18 protein-coding genes are annotated in these 15,644 nt (G+C 68.3%); 14 read left to right on the top strand and 4 right to left on the bottom strand.

The genetic code is table 11. The features are described from left to right. Positions 1-127: 127 nt before the first annotated feature. The 3 genes from AC5P5S_RS07420 to AC5P5S_RS07410 are packed head-to-tail and all read left to right on the top strand — an operon-like array spanning position 128 to position 3,543. Positions 128-1,033 carry a segregation and condensation protein A gene (locus AC5P5S_RS07420; RefSeq protein ID WP_005410330.1) on the top strand — a complete coding sequence of 302 codons (906 nt, stop codon included), beginning with the start codon at positions 128-130 and terminating at the stop codon, positions 1,031-1,033. Positions 1,034-1,046: 13 nt separating this feature from the next. Then, the gene (gene scpB / locus AC5P5S_RS07415) at positions 1,047-1,922 is read left to right on the top strand and encodes an SMC-Scp complex subunit ScpB (protein ID WP_005410331.1); all 876 of its coding nucleotides are present in this window, start codon (positions 1,047-1,049) and stop codon (positions 1,920-1,922) included. Further along, positions 1,915-3,543 carry a pseudouridine synthase gene (locus AC5P5S_RS07410; RefSeq protein WP_005413982.1) on the top strand — a complete coding sequence of 543 codons (1,629 nt, stop codon included), beginning with the start codon at positions 1,915-1,917 and terminating at the stop codon, positions 3,541-3,543. Before scpB ends, AC5P5S_RS07410 begins: the two co-directional genes overlap by 8 nt. 116 nt (positions 3,544-3,659) lie before the next feature. Here the strand turns inward: AC5P5S_RS07410 and AC5P5S_RS07405 are convergent, their stop codons facing one another. Continuing rightward, positions 3,660-4,448, bottom strand: coding sequence for an AraC family transcriptional regulator (locus AC5P5S_RS07405; protein ID WP_012480810.1), 789 nt, complete (start codon positions 4,446-4,448; stop codon positions 3,660-3,662). Positions 4,449-4,538: 90 nt separating this feature from the next. Here AC5P5S_RS07405 and AC5P5S_RS07400 point away from each other — a divergent pair, with 90 nt between their 5' ends. Both AC5P5S_RS07400 and AC5P5S_RS07395 read left to right on the top strand, forming a co-directional pair. Further along, the gene (locus AC5P5S_RS07400) at positions 4,539-5,666 is read left to right on the top strand and encodes an MFS transporter (RefSeq protein WP_062607427.1); all 1,128 of its coding nucleotides are present in this window, start codon (positions 4,539-4,541) and stop codon (positions 5,664-5,666) included. 95 nt (positions 5,667-5,761) lie between these two features. Further along, positions 5,762-6,055 (top strand): hypothetical protein, encoded by a 294-nt coding sequence (locus tag AC5P5S_RS07395; RefSeq protein ID WP_005413984.1) that lies wholly within the window; start codon positions 5,762-5,764, stop codon positions 6,053-6,055. Here the strand turns inward: AC5P5S_RS07395 and AC5P5S_RS07390 are convergent. From AC5P5S_RS07390 to AC5P5S_RS07380, 3 genes are all read right to left on the bottom strand, one after another. Continuing rightward, a complete protein-coding gene (locus tag AC5P5S_RS07390; protein ID WP_062607428.1) occupies positions 6,042-6,476 on the bottom strand; it encodes a hypothetical protein in 435 nt (144 codons plus the stop codon). The two genes, AC5P5S_RS07395 and AC5P5S_RS07390, sit on opposite strands and share 14 nt — an antisense overlap. A 103-nt stretch (positions 6,477-6,579) precedes the next feature. Further along, on the bottom strand, positions 6,580-7,386 hold the full coding sequence (locus tag AC5P5S_RS07385) for an amidohydrolase (RefSeq protein ID WP_062607429.1): 807 nt from the start codon (positions 7,384-7,386) through the stop codon (positions 6,580-6,582). Positions 7,387-7,400: 14 nt separating this feature from the next. Beyond that, positions 7,401-8,549 carry a pyridoxal phosphate-dependent aminotransferase gene (locus AC5P5S_RS07380; RefSeq protein WP_005410338.1) on the bottom strand — a complete coding sequence of 383 codons (1,149 nt, stop codon included), beginning with the start codon at positions 8,547-8,549 and terminating at the stop codon, positions 7,401-7,403. On the opposite strand from AC5P5S_RS07380, the gene ccmA reads away from it, so the two are divergent. From ccmA to AC5P5S_RS07335, 9 genes are read left to right on the top strand one after another with little or no spacing between them, the layout of a single operon-like run. Continuing rightward, entirely contained in the window at positions 8,503-9,366 is an 864-nt protein-coding gene (gene ccmA / locus AC5P5S_RS07375) for a heme ABC exporter ATP-binding protein CcmA (protein WP_414489912.1), read from the top strand. The two genes, AC5P5S_RS07380 and ccmA, sit on opposite strands and share 47 nt — an antisense overlap. Next, positions 9,363-10,058 carry a heme exporter protein CcmB gene (ccmB, locus tag AC5P5S_RS07370; RefSeq protein ID WP_062607430.1) on the top strand — a complete coding sequence of 232 codons (696 nt, stop codon included), beginning with the start codon at positions 9,363-9,365 and terminating at the stop codon, positions 10,056-10,058. The genes ccmA and ccmB overlap by 4 nt, the downstream gene beginning before the upstream one ends. A 43-nt stretch (positions 10,059-10,101) precedes the next feature. Further along, positions 10,102-10,872 carry a heme ABC transporter permease CcmC gene (gene ccmC, locus AC5P5S_RS07365; protein ID WP_005410341.1) on the top strand — a complete coding sequence of 257 codons (771 nt, stop codon included), beginning with the start codon at positions 10,102-10,104 and terminating at the stop codon, positions 10,870-10,872. Further along, positions 10,869-11,057 carry a heme exporter protein CcmD gene (ccmD, locus tag AC5P5S_RS07360; RefSeq protein ID WP_005413988.1) on the top strand — a complete coding sequence of 63 codons (189 nt, stop codon included), beginning with the start codon at positions 10,869-10,871 and terminating at the stop codon, positions 11,055-11,057. Before ccmC ends, ccmD begins: the two co-directional genes overlap by 4 nt. Continuing rightward, the gene (gene ccmE, locus AC5P5S_RS07355; RefSeq protein ID WP_005410343.1) at positions 11,054-11,515 is read left to right on the top strand and encodes a cytochrome c maturation protein CcmE; all 462 of its coding nucleotides are present in this window, start codon (positions 11,054-11,056) and stop codon (positions 11,513-11,515) included. Before ccmD ends, ccmE begins: the two co-directional genes overlap by 4 nt. Then, the gene (locus AC5P5S_RS07350) at positions 11,516-13,435 is read left to right on the top strand and encodes a heme lyase CcmF/NrfE family subunit (RefSeq protein ID WP_062607431.1); all 1,920 of its coding nucleotides are present in this window, start codon (positions 11,516-11,518) and stop codon (positions 13,433-13,435) included. Between the two features lie 8 nt (positions 13,436-13,443). Next, positions 13,444-14,061, top strand: a complete 618-nt coding sequence (locus tag AC5P5S_RS07345; RefSeq protein ID WP_005410345.1) for a DsbE family thiol:disulfide interchange protein — start codon at positions 13,444-13,446, stop codon at positions 14,059-14,061. Positions 14,062-14,065: 4 nt separating this feature from the next. Further along, a complete protein-coding gene (locus AC5P5S_RS07340) occupies positions 14,066-14,515 on the top strand; it encodes a cytochrome c-type biogenesis protein (protein ID WP_005413991.1) in 450 nt (149 codons plus the stop codon). Further along, positions 14,509-15,498, top strand: coding sequence for a tetratricopeptide repeat protein (locus AC5P5S_RS07335; RefSeq protein ID WP_049459788.1), 990 nt, complete (start codon positions 14,509-14,511; stop codon positions 15,496-15,498). Before AC5P5S_RS07340 ends, AC5P5S_RS07335 begins: the two co-directional genes overlap by 7 nt. Positions 15,499-15,644 lie beyond the last annotated feature (146 nt).

Genomic DNA, 15,644 nt, shown 5'->3' with positions numbered 1-15,644 from the left:
GCGTCCTGCTGTTTGATATGTGTGGAATCGCGCCGATCCCGGCGTGTCTGGTGCCGTGGGGCGCCGTGGCGTTGGCCCGGTGAACCCGCTGCCGCGACTGGTCCGATGCAATCCTGATGTCCATTAGATGACTTCCGAACTCGCGCTCGACGCGAACCCGCCAACCCGGCCGCCCGCCCCCCAGCAGCAGGAAATGCCGCTGGCCGTGGTGCATGGGCAACCGGTCCTGCAGATTCCGCAGGACCTGTACATCCCGCCGGACGCGCTGGAAGTCATCCTGGATGCCTTCGAAGGCCCGCTGGACCTGCTGTTGTACCTGATCCGCCGCCAGAACCTGGACGTACTGGACATTCCCGTGGCCGAGATCACCCGGCAGTACGTGGAATACATCACCGTGATGCGCGAGCTGCGCTTCGAGCTGGCCGCCGAGTACCTGGTCATGGCCGCGATCCTGGCCGAGGTGAAGTCGCGCATGCTGCTGCCGCGCCCGGTCAGCGAGGAAGGCGATGAGGCCGACCCGCGCGCCGAACTGGTGCGCCGCCTGCAGGAGTACGAACGCTTCAAGCAGGCCGCCGAGGACATCGACGCCCTGCCCCGCCAGGACCGCGACACCACGGTGGCACACGCCTTCATGCCCGAACGTGCTGCGGTGAAGCTGCCGCCGCCGGTGGACCTGAAGGAAATGCTGCTGGCCCTGCACGACGTGCTCAAGCGCGCCGAGCTGTTCAGTGGCCACGCCATCAAGCGCGAGGCGCTGAGCGTGCGGCAACGCATGGGCGAAGTGCTGGGCCGGCTTGAAGATGGCAAGTTCTACCGTTTTGAAGGGCTGTTCACTGCAGAAGAAGGCAAGCTGGGCGTGCTGGTCACGTTCCTGGCGGTGCTGGAACTGGCCAAGGAACAGCTGCTGGACATCGTCCAGGAAGAGCCGCTGGCGCCGATCTACGTGAAGTCCCTGGCCGCCGGCAACACCAATGCCCCGCTGCAGTTCAGCAGCGAGTTCGACGACAACGACGCCGCCAACGAGAACGAGTGAGCGCTGACTGCCGATGGACCAAACGCTGATCAACCGCATTGTCGAGGGTGCCCTGCTGGCCTCCAGCCAGCCGCTCACCCTGGCCCAGCTGAAAGACCTGTTCCCGGAAGAGGAGCCGGCACCGCCGGGCAGCATCGAACGTGCGCTTGAGCGCCTGCGCGAAGCCTGCGAAGGCCGTGGCGTGGAACTGGTCGAGGTCGCCTCCGGCTTCCGCTACCAGGTGACCGGCGAAGTGCATGGCTGGATCAGCCGGCTGTGGACCGAACGCAAGACCCGCTATACCCGTGCCACCCTGGAAACCCTGGCGCTGATCGCCTACCGGCAGCCGATCACCCGTGGCGAGATCGAGCAGGTGCGCGGCGTGGCGGTCAGCAGCAACATCATCCAGGCGCTGGAGGAACGCGAGTGGATCCGCGTGGTCGGCCACCGCGACGTGCCCGGCAAGCCTGCCCTGTTCGGCACCACCAAGGGCTTCCTGGACTACTTCGGCCTGAAGCGCCTGGACGAGTTGCCGCCGCTGTCGGAACTGAAGGACCTGGGCGAGCTGGAACCCCAGCTGGCCCTGGACCGCGACGCACCGGCCGCCGCCAGTGCCGAGGGTCCGGACATTTCAGCTGGCGCCGATGGCGCTGCTGCCAACGATGACGCCGGCCTGGCCGGCAGCGACACCCCCGATTCCGCCGACGCAGCGTCTGCGTCGGCTTCCGATGAGCAAGCACCTTCGCCCCTTGATGATGGGCACCCCGATTCCGCGCCGGGCGAGCGCGCGGTGCCCCTGAACGAACGCGAAGACAACGCCGTCGCGATGACGACCGTGGCTGTTGACCAAGCCGATTCCGAACCAGAGGCCGACCCCGAAACCGTCGGCCGGAGCAAAACTGATGAGTGACACCCCCCGTAACAAGCTCTCGCTCAAGCGCGAAGCCACCTCCGAACAGTTCAAGCTGGAAGAGCGCCTGCACAAGGTGCTGGCCCAGGCCGGCCTGGGTTCGCGCCGCGCGCTGGAACAGCGCATCGCCGAAGGCCTGGTCAAGGTCAACGGTGAAGTCGCGCAGACCGGCATGTCGGTCAAGAGCGGCGACAAGATCGAGCTGGATGGCCGCGGCTTCGTCGCCACCGCCCTGGCCGAACCGTCGCGCGTGCTGGTCTACAACAAGCCGGAAGGCGAAGTGACCACCCGCGAAGACCCCGAAGGCCGCCCGACCGTGTTCGAATCGCTGCCGCCGCTGAAGGGCGCGCGCTGGATCGCCATCGGCCGCCTGGACATCAACACCACCGGCCTGCTGCTGGCCACCACCGACGGTGAACTGGCCAACGCCATGATGCACCCGTCGTTCGAGGTCGAGCGCGAGTACGTGGTGCGCGTGCGCGCCCCGGAAGGCGAGGAGAAGGTCTCCGACGCCATCGTCGACCGCCTCGCACGCGGCGTGGCACTGGAGGACGGCCCTGCCAAGTTCGACGAGATCGAACGCATCGGCGGCACCGACTCGCACGACTGGTTCCGCGTCGTGGTGAAGGAAGGCCGCAACCGCGAAGTGCGCCGCCTGTGGGAGTCGCAGGGCTGCCAGGTCAGCCGCCTGAAGCGCACCCGCTACGGCAAGGTGAGCCTGCCGCGCGAACTGGCCCGTGGCCATTCGGTGGAACTGGGCACCGCCCAGGTTGAAGCCCTGCGTGCGCAGCTGAAGCTGGAAGAAGGCGCGCCGTCGGCTCTGACCCTGCAGCCGGTGATCGGCCAGCGCCGCGCCGCCAAGACCACCGTGCGCGTGCGCGAAGGTGGCCGTGGCAATGCCTACGTCAACGGCCATAACACCGCAGACGAAGGCCGCGAGCTGCGTCGCTTCGACAACGTCCGCGAAGACCGCGGCCGTGGCCGCGGCGGCAAGGGCGGCGGTTTCAAGGGTGGCCTGACGGTCAGCGGTGAAGCAGCAGCCAAGCAGTCGCAGAAGCCGTTCAAGCAGCGCACCCAGAAGAATGACCGTTCGCTGCCGGAAGGCAACCCGGCCGCGTTCCGCACCTGGTACGTGCCGGATGGCGTGAGCACGGGCCCGAGCGGCCATCGCAATGCCGGTCCGGGCGCGCGCGGCCCGGGTGCCCGTGGTCCGGGCGCAGGCGGCCAGGGCCGTCCGTACGGCAAGCCGAAGGGTCCGGGCGCCGGTGGCGGACAGGGCCGTGGCGGTTTCGGCGGTGAAGGCCGTGGCGGCGCAGGCGGCCAGGGTCGTCCGGCCGGTGCCGGCAACCGCTCGCAGGGCCAGGGCAACAAGCACCCGTATGGTCATCCGGGCAATGCCCCGAGCTTCCCGTCCGACCACGCCACGCCGGGCTTCAACCCGTATGGCAGCCCGAAGCCGGCGCAGGGCGCCCGTCCGGGCGGTCGCGGGCCGGGTGGTGGCAACCGTGGTCCGGGCGGCAATCGCGGCCCCGGCGGTCCGGGTGGCAACCGTGGCCCGGGTGGCCCCGGCGGCAACCGCGGTCCGGGCGGCCCGCGCCGCAGCGGCCCGCGCGGCGGCTGATCACCGGCACGCCTGAAATGAAAAACCCCGGCGCAGGCCGGGGTTTTTCGTTGAAAAGGGGACGGAGGGGATTAAGTCGTTTTTGCCACGGCCTGTATCAAAGGGGCGAAAGCGACTTAATCCCCTCCGTCCCCTTTTGCGTGGCGCTGGAACGCGGCGGGTGTGGTGCCGGTCATGCCGCGGAAGAAGGCGATGAACGGGCTCTCGGCGGAGAAGCCGGTGTCCTGCGCCACGTGCGCCACGCGTTGGCCCAGCAGCAGCAACTCCATGGCCCGCATCAGTCGCCATTGCTGGCGCCAGGCCTGGTAGCTCATGCCGGTATCACGCTGCATCAACCGGCCGACGGTACGCGCGCTCAGGCCCGTGCGCGCGGCCAGCTCCCCCAGTTCGGGCGGCAGCTGCTCGGCCACCGGGAGGCACCGTGCGATCCGCGGATCACGAGGCAGAGGCAGGTCCATCGGTGCCACCGGTGCAGCAGCGATCTCCAGCACGCACAACGCCAGTTGATGGCGTGCGCGCGGCGACTGCCAGTCATGGTCGAACGGCGCCTGCGCGATCGGCTCCAGCAAGGCCTGCAGCAGCGGCCCCACGCCGATGATCGCCGGCTGCCGGGGCAGTTGGGCCGACAGCGTGGCGTCGAAGTACAACGAACGGTAGTCGACCGCCTGGCGCATCTGCGCGCGATGGCGCAGCCCACCCGGAATCCACGCGGCGCGCGCGGGCGGCAGCAGGCTGATGCGATCACCGTAGGTCAGGCGCGTGCAGCCCTGCCGGGTGTACAGCAGCTGCGCGCGTGCATGCTGGTGCCAACCCGAGTCGTGATCCGCCAGTGAGGCTGCAATCCCCAGCACCGGAGCGCTCCAGGCATCGGCGTCGAAGTGCGCGTGCGGCTGCAACCAGGCCATGTCTGATTTCATACATTCGATGACAAGATAGACAGAGTGCGCCATTGCGGACGCGACCACAATGCGGGGCCCTGTTCCTGGAGCGCCCGCATGTCGCGCCGCCTGTTGTTGCTCACCATTGCACTGCTGATGTTCCCGCAGTTGGCACAGACCCTGTACAGCCCGGCCCTGGCCGATCTGGCCGAACGCTTCGCCCTGCCGCCGAGTGCCGCCAGCCAGGCCATGAGCCTGTACCTGTTCGGCTTCGCTGCAGGCGTGCTGCTGTGGGGGCGCCTGGCCGATCGTATCGGTCGTCGCCCTGCCCTGCTATGCGGCCTGGCCGTGTTCGCACTGGCCGCCTGCGGCGGCCTGCTGGCCAGCACCTTCGGCCAGGTCCTGCTGGCACAGGCACTGGCCGCGCTGGGTGCGGCGGCGGCCTCGGTGGTAACCCAGACCGTACTACGCGACCACCTGCAGGGACCCGCGTTGGCGCAGGCATTCTCCTGGATCGGCATGGCCCTGGCCCTGAGCCCGGCCATCGGCCTTGCACTGGGCACGCTGCTGGTCGCCGCCCATGGCTATGTCGGCGTACAGTCCGGCCTGCTGCTGATCGCTGCCCTGCTGGCAGTCGCATGCCTGGCGGGCCTGCGCGAAAGCCGCCCTGCACAGATCCCGCACGCGCCCATGCTGCCGCTGCTGCGGGAACTGCTGCGCGATCGCTGGATCTGGTCACACGCGTTGCTGGTGATGGCCTTCAACGTGGCGATGTACAGCTGGTATGTGCTCGGCCCCTTCGTGTTTGCGCGCCTGCACTGGCCAGCCACCTGGTTCGGCGCCAGCGGCGCGGTGCTGGCACTGGGCTCGGCACTGGGCGCGTGGGGCAATGGCCGCCTGCTGCGTGCAGGCGTTGCCGCAACCACGCGTATCCGCATCGCCGCAGTACTGGTTCTGACGGGAGGCCTGCTGGCCGCGCTGCTGCATGATCACCCTGCCCTGATCGCGGCGATGGTGCCGGTGGTGACGGGCTTCGGCCTTGCCATTCCCAATGTGCTCGGCCAGGCCCTGCGCGGCTATCCACACTGTCTCGGCAGCGCAGGCGCGCTGTTCGGCCTGCTCTACTACCTGTTGATCGGTGCGGCAATGGCGCTGGTCGGTGCAGTGCAGATGCTGGCACCGACCGTTATCGCGTGTGGCCTGCTGGCCTTGTGGCTGCAACGGCGGCGTCCCGCTGCAGCCTAGGAATTGCTGCAAAAGCAGCGCACTGTGCTGGCCTTCCGGGAACGGCTTTGATTCCCCGGCTATCGTGCGCGCGCTCCCACACAAGGCAGATGCCCATGATCACCATCACCGCCGAACAGGCCCGCGCCAACGTCGATGCCGCCAAGCGCCCAATCGAACTGTTCTACCGCGACCTCGACAACGCCATCCAGATCGGCTCGGAAAATGGCCGCCGCTACATCGTGTTCGGCTTCAGCCAGGTGATGGCCAGCGAGCAGCTCGTCGAAGATGTGGTCGCACAGCTGCTGAAGAATGGTTTCGGTGTCGAACGGTTGTTGAGCGATTCCGAACAGCACTACATCCGCATCAGCTGGGGAACTGCCGCGCCGTCGCGCCTCAGCGCCGGCTGAGGGTGAACGCGGTGCCGTCCACGCCCAGATCCCAGCCCTTGCCGGTACCGGACAGGGCCAGCGAGATGTCGCCCTTGGTCATCACCTGCGCGTTGCTGGACTTCACCGCACCGGCATGCGCGCCCACCGAGGCGTAAGTACCCAGCAGCTCGTTGACGCTGACTGCGCCGGTGAAGCTGCCACGCCCGTTGGTGATCTTCGACTTGCCCACGGTCAGACCGCCGCCCTTCATCTGGATGCGCACCGGCATGCTGGCGCCATTGCTGCAGGTGACCGTGCCATTGCCGGATGCAGTCTTGTAGATCAGCGACCAGCCAGAGAGGTTGTAGCGCAGCTCGCAGTCGAGGTTGCCAGCGGCGTGCGCGGCCGGGGCCAGCGATGCGGCAGACAGGCCAAGCAGCAGGGCGAAGGGCTTGTTCATGGCAGGACTTCCAGTTCGGTCGGACTGCTGGCGAATCTAGCAGCGCGCGCGTGCACGTTGGATGCAGGCGCGCGCGCTGGTGCAGCAGTGTTCAGGCCGTCGCTCAGGCCTGTTCGTCCAGGTGGAAGGCATCGGCATCGAGCATCGCCGGGAAACGCGCGCGGTGAGCGGCCAGCGCCTCGGCCGAGATGGTGGTGGTGACCACCTGTTCGCGCTCGCGGATCTCCACCTGCGGCTGGCCGAGGAAATCCAGCACCGCGCTGTCGCCTGCGTAGTGCAGCTGGTTGCCATCGACGCCGACGCGGTTCACCGCCGCCACGAAGCACAGGTTTTCAATCGCACGTGCACGCAGCAGGGTCTTCCACGCATAAGCGCGTGCCGACGGCCAGTTGGCGACGAAGATCTGCAGGTCGAAATCCAGCTGCTGCGGACGCTCCACGTTGTAGCGGTTGCGGCAGAACACCGGGAAACGCAGGTCGTAGCAGACCTGCGGATTGATCCGCCAGCCCTTCCATTCCACGCTCAGGCGGTCGCGACCGGCGGCATAGCGCTCGTGCTCGCCGCCGTAGCGGAACAGGTGGCGCTTGTCGTAGTACTGCAGGTCGCCATCGGGCGTGGCGAACAGCAGGCGGTTGTAGACGCCCTCGCCGTCGCGCAGCTGCACGCTGCCGATCACCGCCGCGTTCAAGGTGCTGGCCTGTTCGCGCACCCAGGCCACGGTCGGGCCGTCCATGCCTTCGGCCTGGGCAATGGCGTCGTTGGAGAAACCACTGGTGAAGGTCTCCGGCAGGATCACCAGGTCGGTGGTGCCGGCCAGCGGTGCCAGCAGCGCGCCGTAGTAGGCGCGGTTGCCGGCCGGATCGTGCCAGCGGGTGTCGCCCTGGACGAGGGAAATGCGCAGGTCCTGCATGTTCACGCCTCCGCTCAGAGCAGGCGCAGGCGTTCGATCGCCGCGTCCATCGTTGCTTCATTCTTGGCAAAGCACAGGCGCACCAGGCGCTGGCCGGCCGGCGGGTTTTCGTAGAACGGCGACAGCGGGATCGCGGTCACGCCCTTCTCGATGGTCAGCCACTTCACGAACTCATGGTCCGGCAGGTCGCTGATGGCCGAGTAGTCGACCAGCTGGAAGTAGCCGCCGGGGACCGGCAGCGCCTTCAGGCGGGTGCCGGCCAGCTGCTCGCGGAAACGGTCGCGCTTGGCCTGGTAGAACGCGCCCAGCTCCAGGTGGTGTTCGGGTTCGTCGCGGATCATCGCGGCGAAGCCGTACTGCGCCGGGCCGAAGCTGGTGAAGGTGTTGTACTGGTGCACCTTGCGGAACTCGGCGGTCAGTGCCGGCGGTGCGATCGCATAGCCGATCTTCCAGCCGGTGCAGTGATAGGTCTTGCCGAAGCTGGAGATGACGAACGCGCGCTCGCGCAGTTCCGGGTAGCGCAGCGCCGATTCATGGCGGCGGCCGTCGTAGATGATGTGTTCGTACACCTCATCGGAGATCAGGTAGATCTGCGTGCCACGCAGCAGCTCGGCCAGTGCCTGCATGTCCTGCGCCGACAGCATCGCGCCGGACGGGTTGTGCGGGGTGTTGACGATCAGCATGCGGGTGCGCGGGGTGATCGCCGCACGCACGCGGTCCCAGTCGACCGCGAAGGTCTGCGGATCCAGCGACACATGCACGGCCTTGGCACCGGCCAGGTCGATCGCCGGTTCATAGCAGTCATACGCCGGGTCGAGCACGATCACTTCCTCGCCGGCACGCACCACGGCGTGGATGGCGTTGAAGATGGCCTCGGTACCGCCACTGGTGACGGTGATCTCGCTGTCCGCATCGACCTGCGCGCCGTAGCAGTCCAGCGCCTTCTGCGCGATGGCCTGGCGCAGCGGCGCCACGCCGGTCATCGGCGGGTACTGGTTCAGCCCGGCGGCCATCGCCCTGGCGGTCTCGTCGATCAGGCGCTGCGGCGCCGAAAAGTCCGGGAAACCCTGGCCCAGGTTGACTGCGCCGTGTTCGGCGGCGAGCTGGGACATCACGGTGAAGATCGTGGTACCGACCTTGGGCAGCTTGGTGTTCGGTTGCATCGGCCTGGGCTGTGGGGGAACAGGCCTGCGAGTTTACGCAATCCGCGCGTCGGTAGTGCCGGCCGCTGGCCGGCACCCCTGGGACGATCTGCGGCGCCGGGTCGCATCTGCCGGCCAGCGGCCGGCACTACCATCGGCATTCACCGCTACAATTGCCATCGCACTCCGGCATGAAGACCCCTGCCCCTTGAACACCCCTGCATTGCTGGCCGCCAGCGGCCTGAGCTTCTCCCGCAATGACGAGCCGGTGTTCGGCCCGCTGGACTTCCATGTGGACGCCGGCGAAGCCCTGCTGGTGCAGGGCGGCAATGGCGCCGGCAAGACCACCCTGCTGCGCGTGCTGGCCGGCCTGGCCCGGCCCGGCGCCGGCCAGGTGCGGATCGACGGCAAGCCGGCGAACAATGCCGAACGTGCACGCTACGTGGCCTACCTCAGCCATCTGCCGGCCCTGAAGCCAGACCTGGACACGCTGGAGAACCTGCACTTCCTGTGCGGCCTGCATGGACGGCGTGCGCGGCAGATGCCCGGCAACGCGCTGGCCATCGTGGGCCTGGCCGGTTATGAGGACACCCTCGTTCGGCAGCTGTCCGCCGGGCAGAAGCGGCGGCTGGCACTGGCACGCATCTGGCTGTCGCCGGCGCCGCTGTGGCTGCTGGACGAGCCCTATGCCAACCTCGACCTGGAGGGCATCACCCTGGTCAACCGGATGATCTCGGCGCACCTGCGTGCCGGCGGCGCTGCGCTGGTCACCACCCATGGCGCCTACGCCGCACCGCCGGTGCGTACCCGCCAGCTCGACCTCGGCGGTGCCGCATGATCGCGCCGGGTACCGAACCAGGCCTGTGGCAGACCGCAGGCGCCCTGCTCAAGCGCGACCTGCGCCTGCTCTGGCGCCGCCGCGGCGATGCGCTGCAACCACTGCTCTTCGCGGTGCTGGTAGTGGTGCTGTTCGCGCTGGCCCAAGGCCGCGAACCACAGCTGCTGGCCGCCACCGCGGGCGCGGTGCTGTGGCTGGCCGTGCTGCTGGCGGGACAGCTGTCGCTGGATTCACTGTTCCGTTCCGACGCCGAAGATGGCTCGCTGGAACAGTGGCTGCTGGCGCCGGTGCCGCTGGCCTGGCTGGTGCTGGTGCGCGTGCTCCTGCACTGGGCGACCACTGCGCTGCCGCTGATCGTGGTCAGCCCGCTGTTGGCCGAAATGCTGCATCTGCCGCATGACCAGCTGCCGATGTTGCTGGCATCGTTGCTGCTGGGAACGCCGTTGCTGAGCCTGATCGGTGGCGTGGTCGCCGCACTGACCGTTGGCATCCGACGCTCTGGTATTCTCGTGGCGCTGCTGTCGCTGCCGCTGTACGCGCCGGTGCTTGTGTTCGGCGCCGGCAGCCTGGCGGCAGCCGGACGCGGGCAGGATCCGGTCGGTGCGCTGCTGATGCTGGGCGCTGGCCTGCTGCTCGCGCTGGTGCTGGCTCCGCTGGCCACTGCCGCTGCAATACGTATTTCTCTGAGTTGACCGAGCTGAGAGCCAATCCACCCCTGCTGGATAGCCGCCACGCATGAATCCGATTGTCCGCTGGTTCCACCAACTCGGTTCGCCTCCCACGTTCGACCGTTTCGCTGCCCGCTGGTCGCGGGTGTTCTACCTCGCGGCGGTGCCGGTGCTGCTGGTCGGCATGTGGCAGGCGCTGCTGGTGGTGCCGCCGGAAGCCAAGCAGCTGGACAGCTTCCGCATCCTTTACATCCACGTGCCCAGTGCCTGGATGAGCCTGTTCGTGTTCGCGCTGATGGCGCTGTATGCCGCCATCGCGCTGATCTGGCGGATCAAGGTCTGCGAGATCCTGGCCATGGCCTGTGCACCGATGGGCGCCGGTTTCACCCTGATCACCCTGCTGACCGGCAGCATCTGGGGCAAGGGCACCTGGGGCACCTGGTGGGACTGGGACCCGCGCATGACCAGCGAGCTGGTGCTGCTGTTCCTGTACCTGGGCGTGATCGGCCTCTACCACGCCATCGAGGACCGCCGCAGCGCCGCACGTGCGGCGGGACTGCTGGCCATCGTCGGCGTCAGCCTGCTGCCGGTGATCCGCTATTCGGTGGACTGGTGGGGCGGCCTGCATCAGCGCCAGTCGATCAACGTGTTCGGTGAATCGGCGATCAGCAGCGCGATGATCGCGCCGCTGTGGTGGATGGTGATCGGCACCAAGTTCTGGTTCGCCGGTTCGGTGCTGGCCAAGGCGCGCGCCGACAATCTCGACCGCGAGGCCGGCAAGGCCTGGGTCGGTGGACGCGTCGGTGCCGAACGCCCGGTCCGGGAGGCCCAGCCATGACCCACCTTCCCTATGTGATCGGCGCCTACGCCGTGTTCGTGCTGGTGCTCGGCGCCGACGCCATCGGTTCGTGGCTGCGCCTGCGCGTGGCACGCCGGCTGGCACTGGCCCGCCAGCAGCGGCAGCAGACCCGCGCCGGCAGGCAGGACGCAGCTGTGCCGCTGTCGACGGAGCTGGAACGATGACCCCGGTACAGCGTCGCCGCTTGGCATGGGTGCTGCTGGCCCTGCTCGCCTCCGGGCTGGCCACTGCGCTGGTGGCGATGGCACTGGAGCGCAACATCGCCTACCTGTACACGCCTTCGGAAGTGCTGCGCGGTGATGTCGATGCGCAGTCGCGCTTCCGCTTGGGCGGCATGGTGGTGAAAGGCTCCTTCAATCGGCCGGTCGGCTCGCTGGAAGCACGTTTCGAAGTGACCGACGGCGACGCGCAGCTGGCAGTGACCACCTCGCGGATCCTGCCGGACATGTTTGCCGAAGGCACGGCGGTGGTCGCCAGCGGCCGCCTGCAGGACGGCACCTTCGTCGCCGACGAAGTGCTGGCCAAGCACGATGAGAAGTACGTGCCGAAGGAAGTGGCCGACAAGATGGGCGATGCCCACCGCAAGCACGATGTGCCGGTGACAGCCCCCGAGGTGCGCTGAGTGCTGCCCGAACTGGGTCAGATCCTGCTGATGTGCGCATTGCTGGCCTCGCTGCTGCAGGCCGGCCTGCCGCTGGTCGGCGCACATCGCAACAACACGGCATGGATGGCGGTCGCACGGCCAGCCGCGTTCGCGCAGCTGCTGCTGCTCGCCGGCGCGTTCGCGGTGCTGACCGCCGCGTTCGTGCAGCAGGATTTCTCAGTGCGCTACGTGGCCGAGAACTCCAATTCGCTGCTGCCGATGATCTACCGCTATTCGGCGGTCTGGGGCGCGCATGAAGGCTCACTGCTGATGTGGGCGCTGGTGCTGGCATTGTGGACCGGCGCGGTGGCGCTGTTCTCCCGGCACCTGCCGGCACCGGTGCAGGCGCGTGTACTGGCGGTGATGGGCATCGTCAGCGTCGGCTTCCTCGCCTTCCTGATCTTCACTTCCAACCCGTTCCTGCGCCTGAACCCGGCGCCGCTGGAAGGACGCGATCTCAACCCACTGCTGCAGGACCCGGGGCTGATCATCCATCCACCGATGCTGTACATCGGTTACGTGGGTTTCGCCGTTCCGTTCGCATTCGCGGTGGCGGCGCTGCTGGAAGGTCGCGTGGATGCGCGCTGGCTGCGCTGGACGCGGCCGTGGACGAACGTCGCGTGGGGCTTCCTGACCCTGGGCATCGCGCTGGGCAGCTGGTGGGCCTACTACGAGCTGGGCTGGGGTGGCTGGTGGTTCTGGGACCCGGTGGAAAATGCCAGCTTCATGCCCTGGCTGGTCGGCGCGGCACTGATCCATTCGCAGGCGGTCACTGAGAAGCGCGGCACCTTCGGCAGCTGGACCCTGCTGCTGGCGATCGCCGCCTTCGCGCTGTCGCTGCTGGGCACCTTCCTGGTGCGCTCCGGTGTGCTGACCAGCGTGCATTCGTTCGCTGCCGATCCCTCGCGCGGCCTGTTCATCCTGGTGTTCCTGTCGGTGCTGGTCGGCGGCAGCCTGCTGCTGTACGCGCTGCGCGCCAGCCAGCTGAGCGTGGATGCCGACGACCCGCGCCGTGGTTTCACCGCCACCTCGCGCGAGACCCTGCTGCTGGCCAACAACCTGCTGCTGGCCACGGCCTGCGCGATGGTGCTGCTCGGCACGCTGTATCCGTTGCTGGCCGATGCGCTGTCGCTGGGCAAGATCTCGGTCGGCCCGCCCTACTTCGGCAGCCTGTTCCTGCTGCTGATGGCGCCAATGATCCTGCTGCTGCCGTTCGGCCCACTGGTGAAATGGCAGCATGACCAGCCCTCGCGCGCCTTCGCGCTGCTGGCACCGTGGCTGGGCCTGGCGCTGCTGCTGGGCGCGCTGGCCTGGTGGCAGGCGCCGCAGAACGGCTGGAAGGCCGGCATCGGCGTGGCCGCTGCGGCCTGGGTCGCACTCGGTACCGCACGCTTCGTCTGGCAGCGACTGCGCGGCAACGGCCGCTTCACCGCCGAAATGCTCGGCATGATCGTTGCCCACGCCGGCATCGCCGTGTTCCTGGCCGGCGCGCTGCTGGTGGAAGCCTTGAACGTGCAGCGCGAAGTGGCGCTGGCCCCGGGCCAGCAGCTGGTGGTCGGTCGCTACGAAGTGCGCTTCGAGGGCGTGGACCATCGCGAAGGCCCCAATTTCATCGCCGACCGCGGTCACCTGCGGGTGTTCCGCGACGGCCGCGAACTGGACCTGCTGCACCCGGAGAAGCGCCAGTACGCCAGCGGCGGCCAGGTGATGACCGAGGCCGGCATCGATGCACGCTTCGACGGCGATGTCTACGTGGCATTGGGCGAGCCGCTGGGCAACAATGCATGGGCGGTACGGGTGCACATCAAGCCGTTCGTGCGCTGGATCTGGCTGGGCGCGCTGTTGATGGCCCTGGGCGGATTCATCGCCGCCGCCGACCGCCGTTTCCGTCGTCCGTAGGAGTTTCCATGTCCGAGTCCCCCGCCCCGCGCCCCTCCCGCCCGCTGCCGCCGGTAGCCATCGTGATCGGCGTGCTGTTTTTCTTCGGCCTGCTCGGGCTGATGATCTACGGGGTTATGAAATCGGGTGATCCGCAGCGCGACGTGCTGCCATCGGCGCTGATCGACAAGCCGGCGCCAGCGTTCGCGCTGCCGGTGCTGCACGACCCGGAAATGATCGTGCACAGCGACGAACTGCGTGGCGCGCCGTACCTGTTGAACGTGTGGGGCAGCTGGTGCGCGGCCTGCCGCGAGGAACACCCGGTGCTGACCCGTTTCGCCGAGAGCAAGCGCGTGCGCGTGATCGGCTACAACTGGAAGGATGAACCGACCGATGCCCTGCATTGGCTGGAACAGCTGGGCAACCCGTTCATGGTCGTGCTCAGCGACGTGGAAGGCCGCACCGCGATCGACTGGGGCGTGACCGCCGCACCGGAAACCTTCCTTGTCGACGGCAGCGGCATCGTGCGCTGGAAGTACAGCGGTGCGATGACCCAGCGCGTGGTCGACGAGAAGCTGATCCCGGCGCTGGAGAAGATCGAGAAGGCCCAGGGCAATGCCGGCAGCACGTTGCACACGGCGCCCTGAGCCCATGCGCTGGCTGCTGGCGCTGCTGCTCCTGATGCTGCCGCTGGCCGCGCTGGCACAGCAGCCGCTGCATGATCCGCAGCCGCTGCAGTTCCGCGATGGCGCCGAAGAACGCCGCTTCCACGACCTGGCCGCGCAGCTCCGCTGCGTGCAGTGCCAGAACCAGTCGCTGGCCGATTCCAACGCGCAGATCGCGCAGGACCTGCGCCGCGAGGTGCTGCAGCTGATGCAGCAGGGCCACGACGACGCGCAGATCAAGCAGTTCCTGGTCGCCCGCTACGGTGAGTTCGTGCTCTATCAGCCACCGTTGCAGCCGGGCACCTGGCTGCTGTGGGGCGGTCCCCTGCTGATGCTCGGTGCGGGTGCTCTGGTGGTGCTGGGCATCGTCCGCCGCCGTGGCCGTACGGTTGGCGCCGCAGCGGCCGGCAAGGCCGATGAAGGAGACGGATGGTGAGCCATTGGCTGCCGATGCTGGCCGGTCTGGTTGCTGCGTTGATGGCAGCGCTGGTGCTGTGGCCGCTGCGCCACTCTGGCCGCCGCGGTTTCGTGGTCGGCGTATTCGCACTGGGCGTGGCCGGTGCCTGCCTGTACCTGCTGGTCGGTGATCCACGTGCCGCACAGGTGCAACCGACGCCTTCGGTAGCCACCCTGCGCGATGGCGTGCAGGCCCTGCAGGATGCACTGAAGCGTGACCCACAGCGGGCCGATGGCTGGGCGCTGCTTGGCCGGTCGCAAGCCGAACTGGGCAACGCCGCTGCCGCGGCGGACGCGTTCGCGCGGGCCGCCACTCTCGCCCCGGAAGACCCCGGCGTGCTGGTGGAAGCGGCGCAGGCACGTGCGCAGGCCGATGCCGGCAAGCAGTTCGATGACACGGCGATGGCCTGGCTGCAGCAGGCGCGTGCGCTGGCACCCGATGCCGAGCGTGCCAGCTGGCTGCTGGGGATCGCCCTGCGCCAGCGCGGAAAGAATGCCGAGGCCGCAGATGTGTGGAGCGGCCTGCTGCCACGGCTTGAGCCCGGCGCCGCGCAGGCGCTGCAGGCGCAGATCGCCATCGCCCGTGAAGCCGCCGGTCAGCCGTCCGACGCAGCCGTTGCGGCGCCACCGGCGCTGTTGCAGGTGCGCGTGCAGTTGCCTGCGTTGAAGGGCACCGAGTGGCCGGCCAGCACCCAGGTATTCGTGCTGGCCCGCGCCGTGGGTGGACCGCCGATGCCGGTGGCCGCACGCAAGCTGCCCTTGGCAGGATTCCCGGCCACGGTCGGGCTGGGTGACGCTGACAGCCCGATGCCAACCGCACCGCTGTCGGCCCATCGCGAAGTGGAAGTGCTGGCACGCATCTCGCGCACCGGCAGCGCCAACCGCAGCGAAGATGACCTGCAGAGCGTACCGGTGAAGGTGAGCCTGCCCCACGACGGTGTTGTGGAGCTGCGCTTCCCGTAACGCGCCGCGGTAGTGCCGGCCGCTGGCCGGCAAGCTCATGAATCGTGATGCGCCTGCGAGGTTGCCGGCCAGCAGCCGGCACTACCTGCATCGCCGATGGAAACCAGCGTGTCGCCAGCTCCACATGCGGCCCCGCTAGAATGCCT

Source organism: Stenotrophomonas sp. YJH_SMC_54, from assembly GCF_059368435.1.
This window is presented reverse-complemented; position numbering and strand designations above follow the sequence as displayed.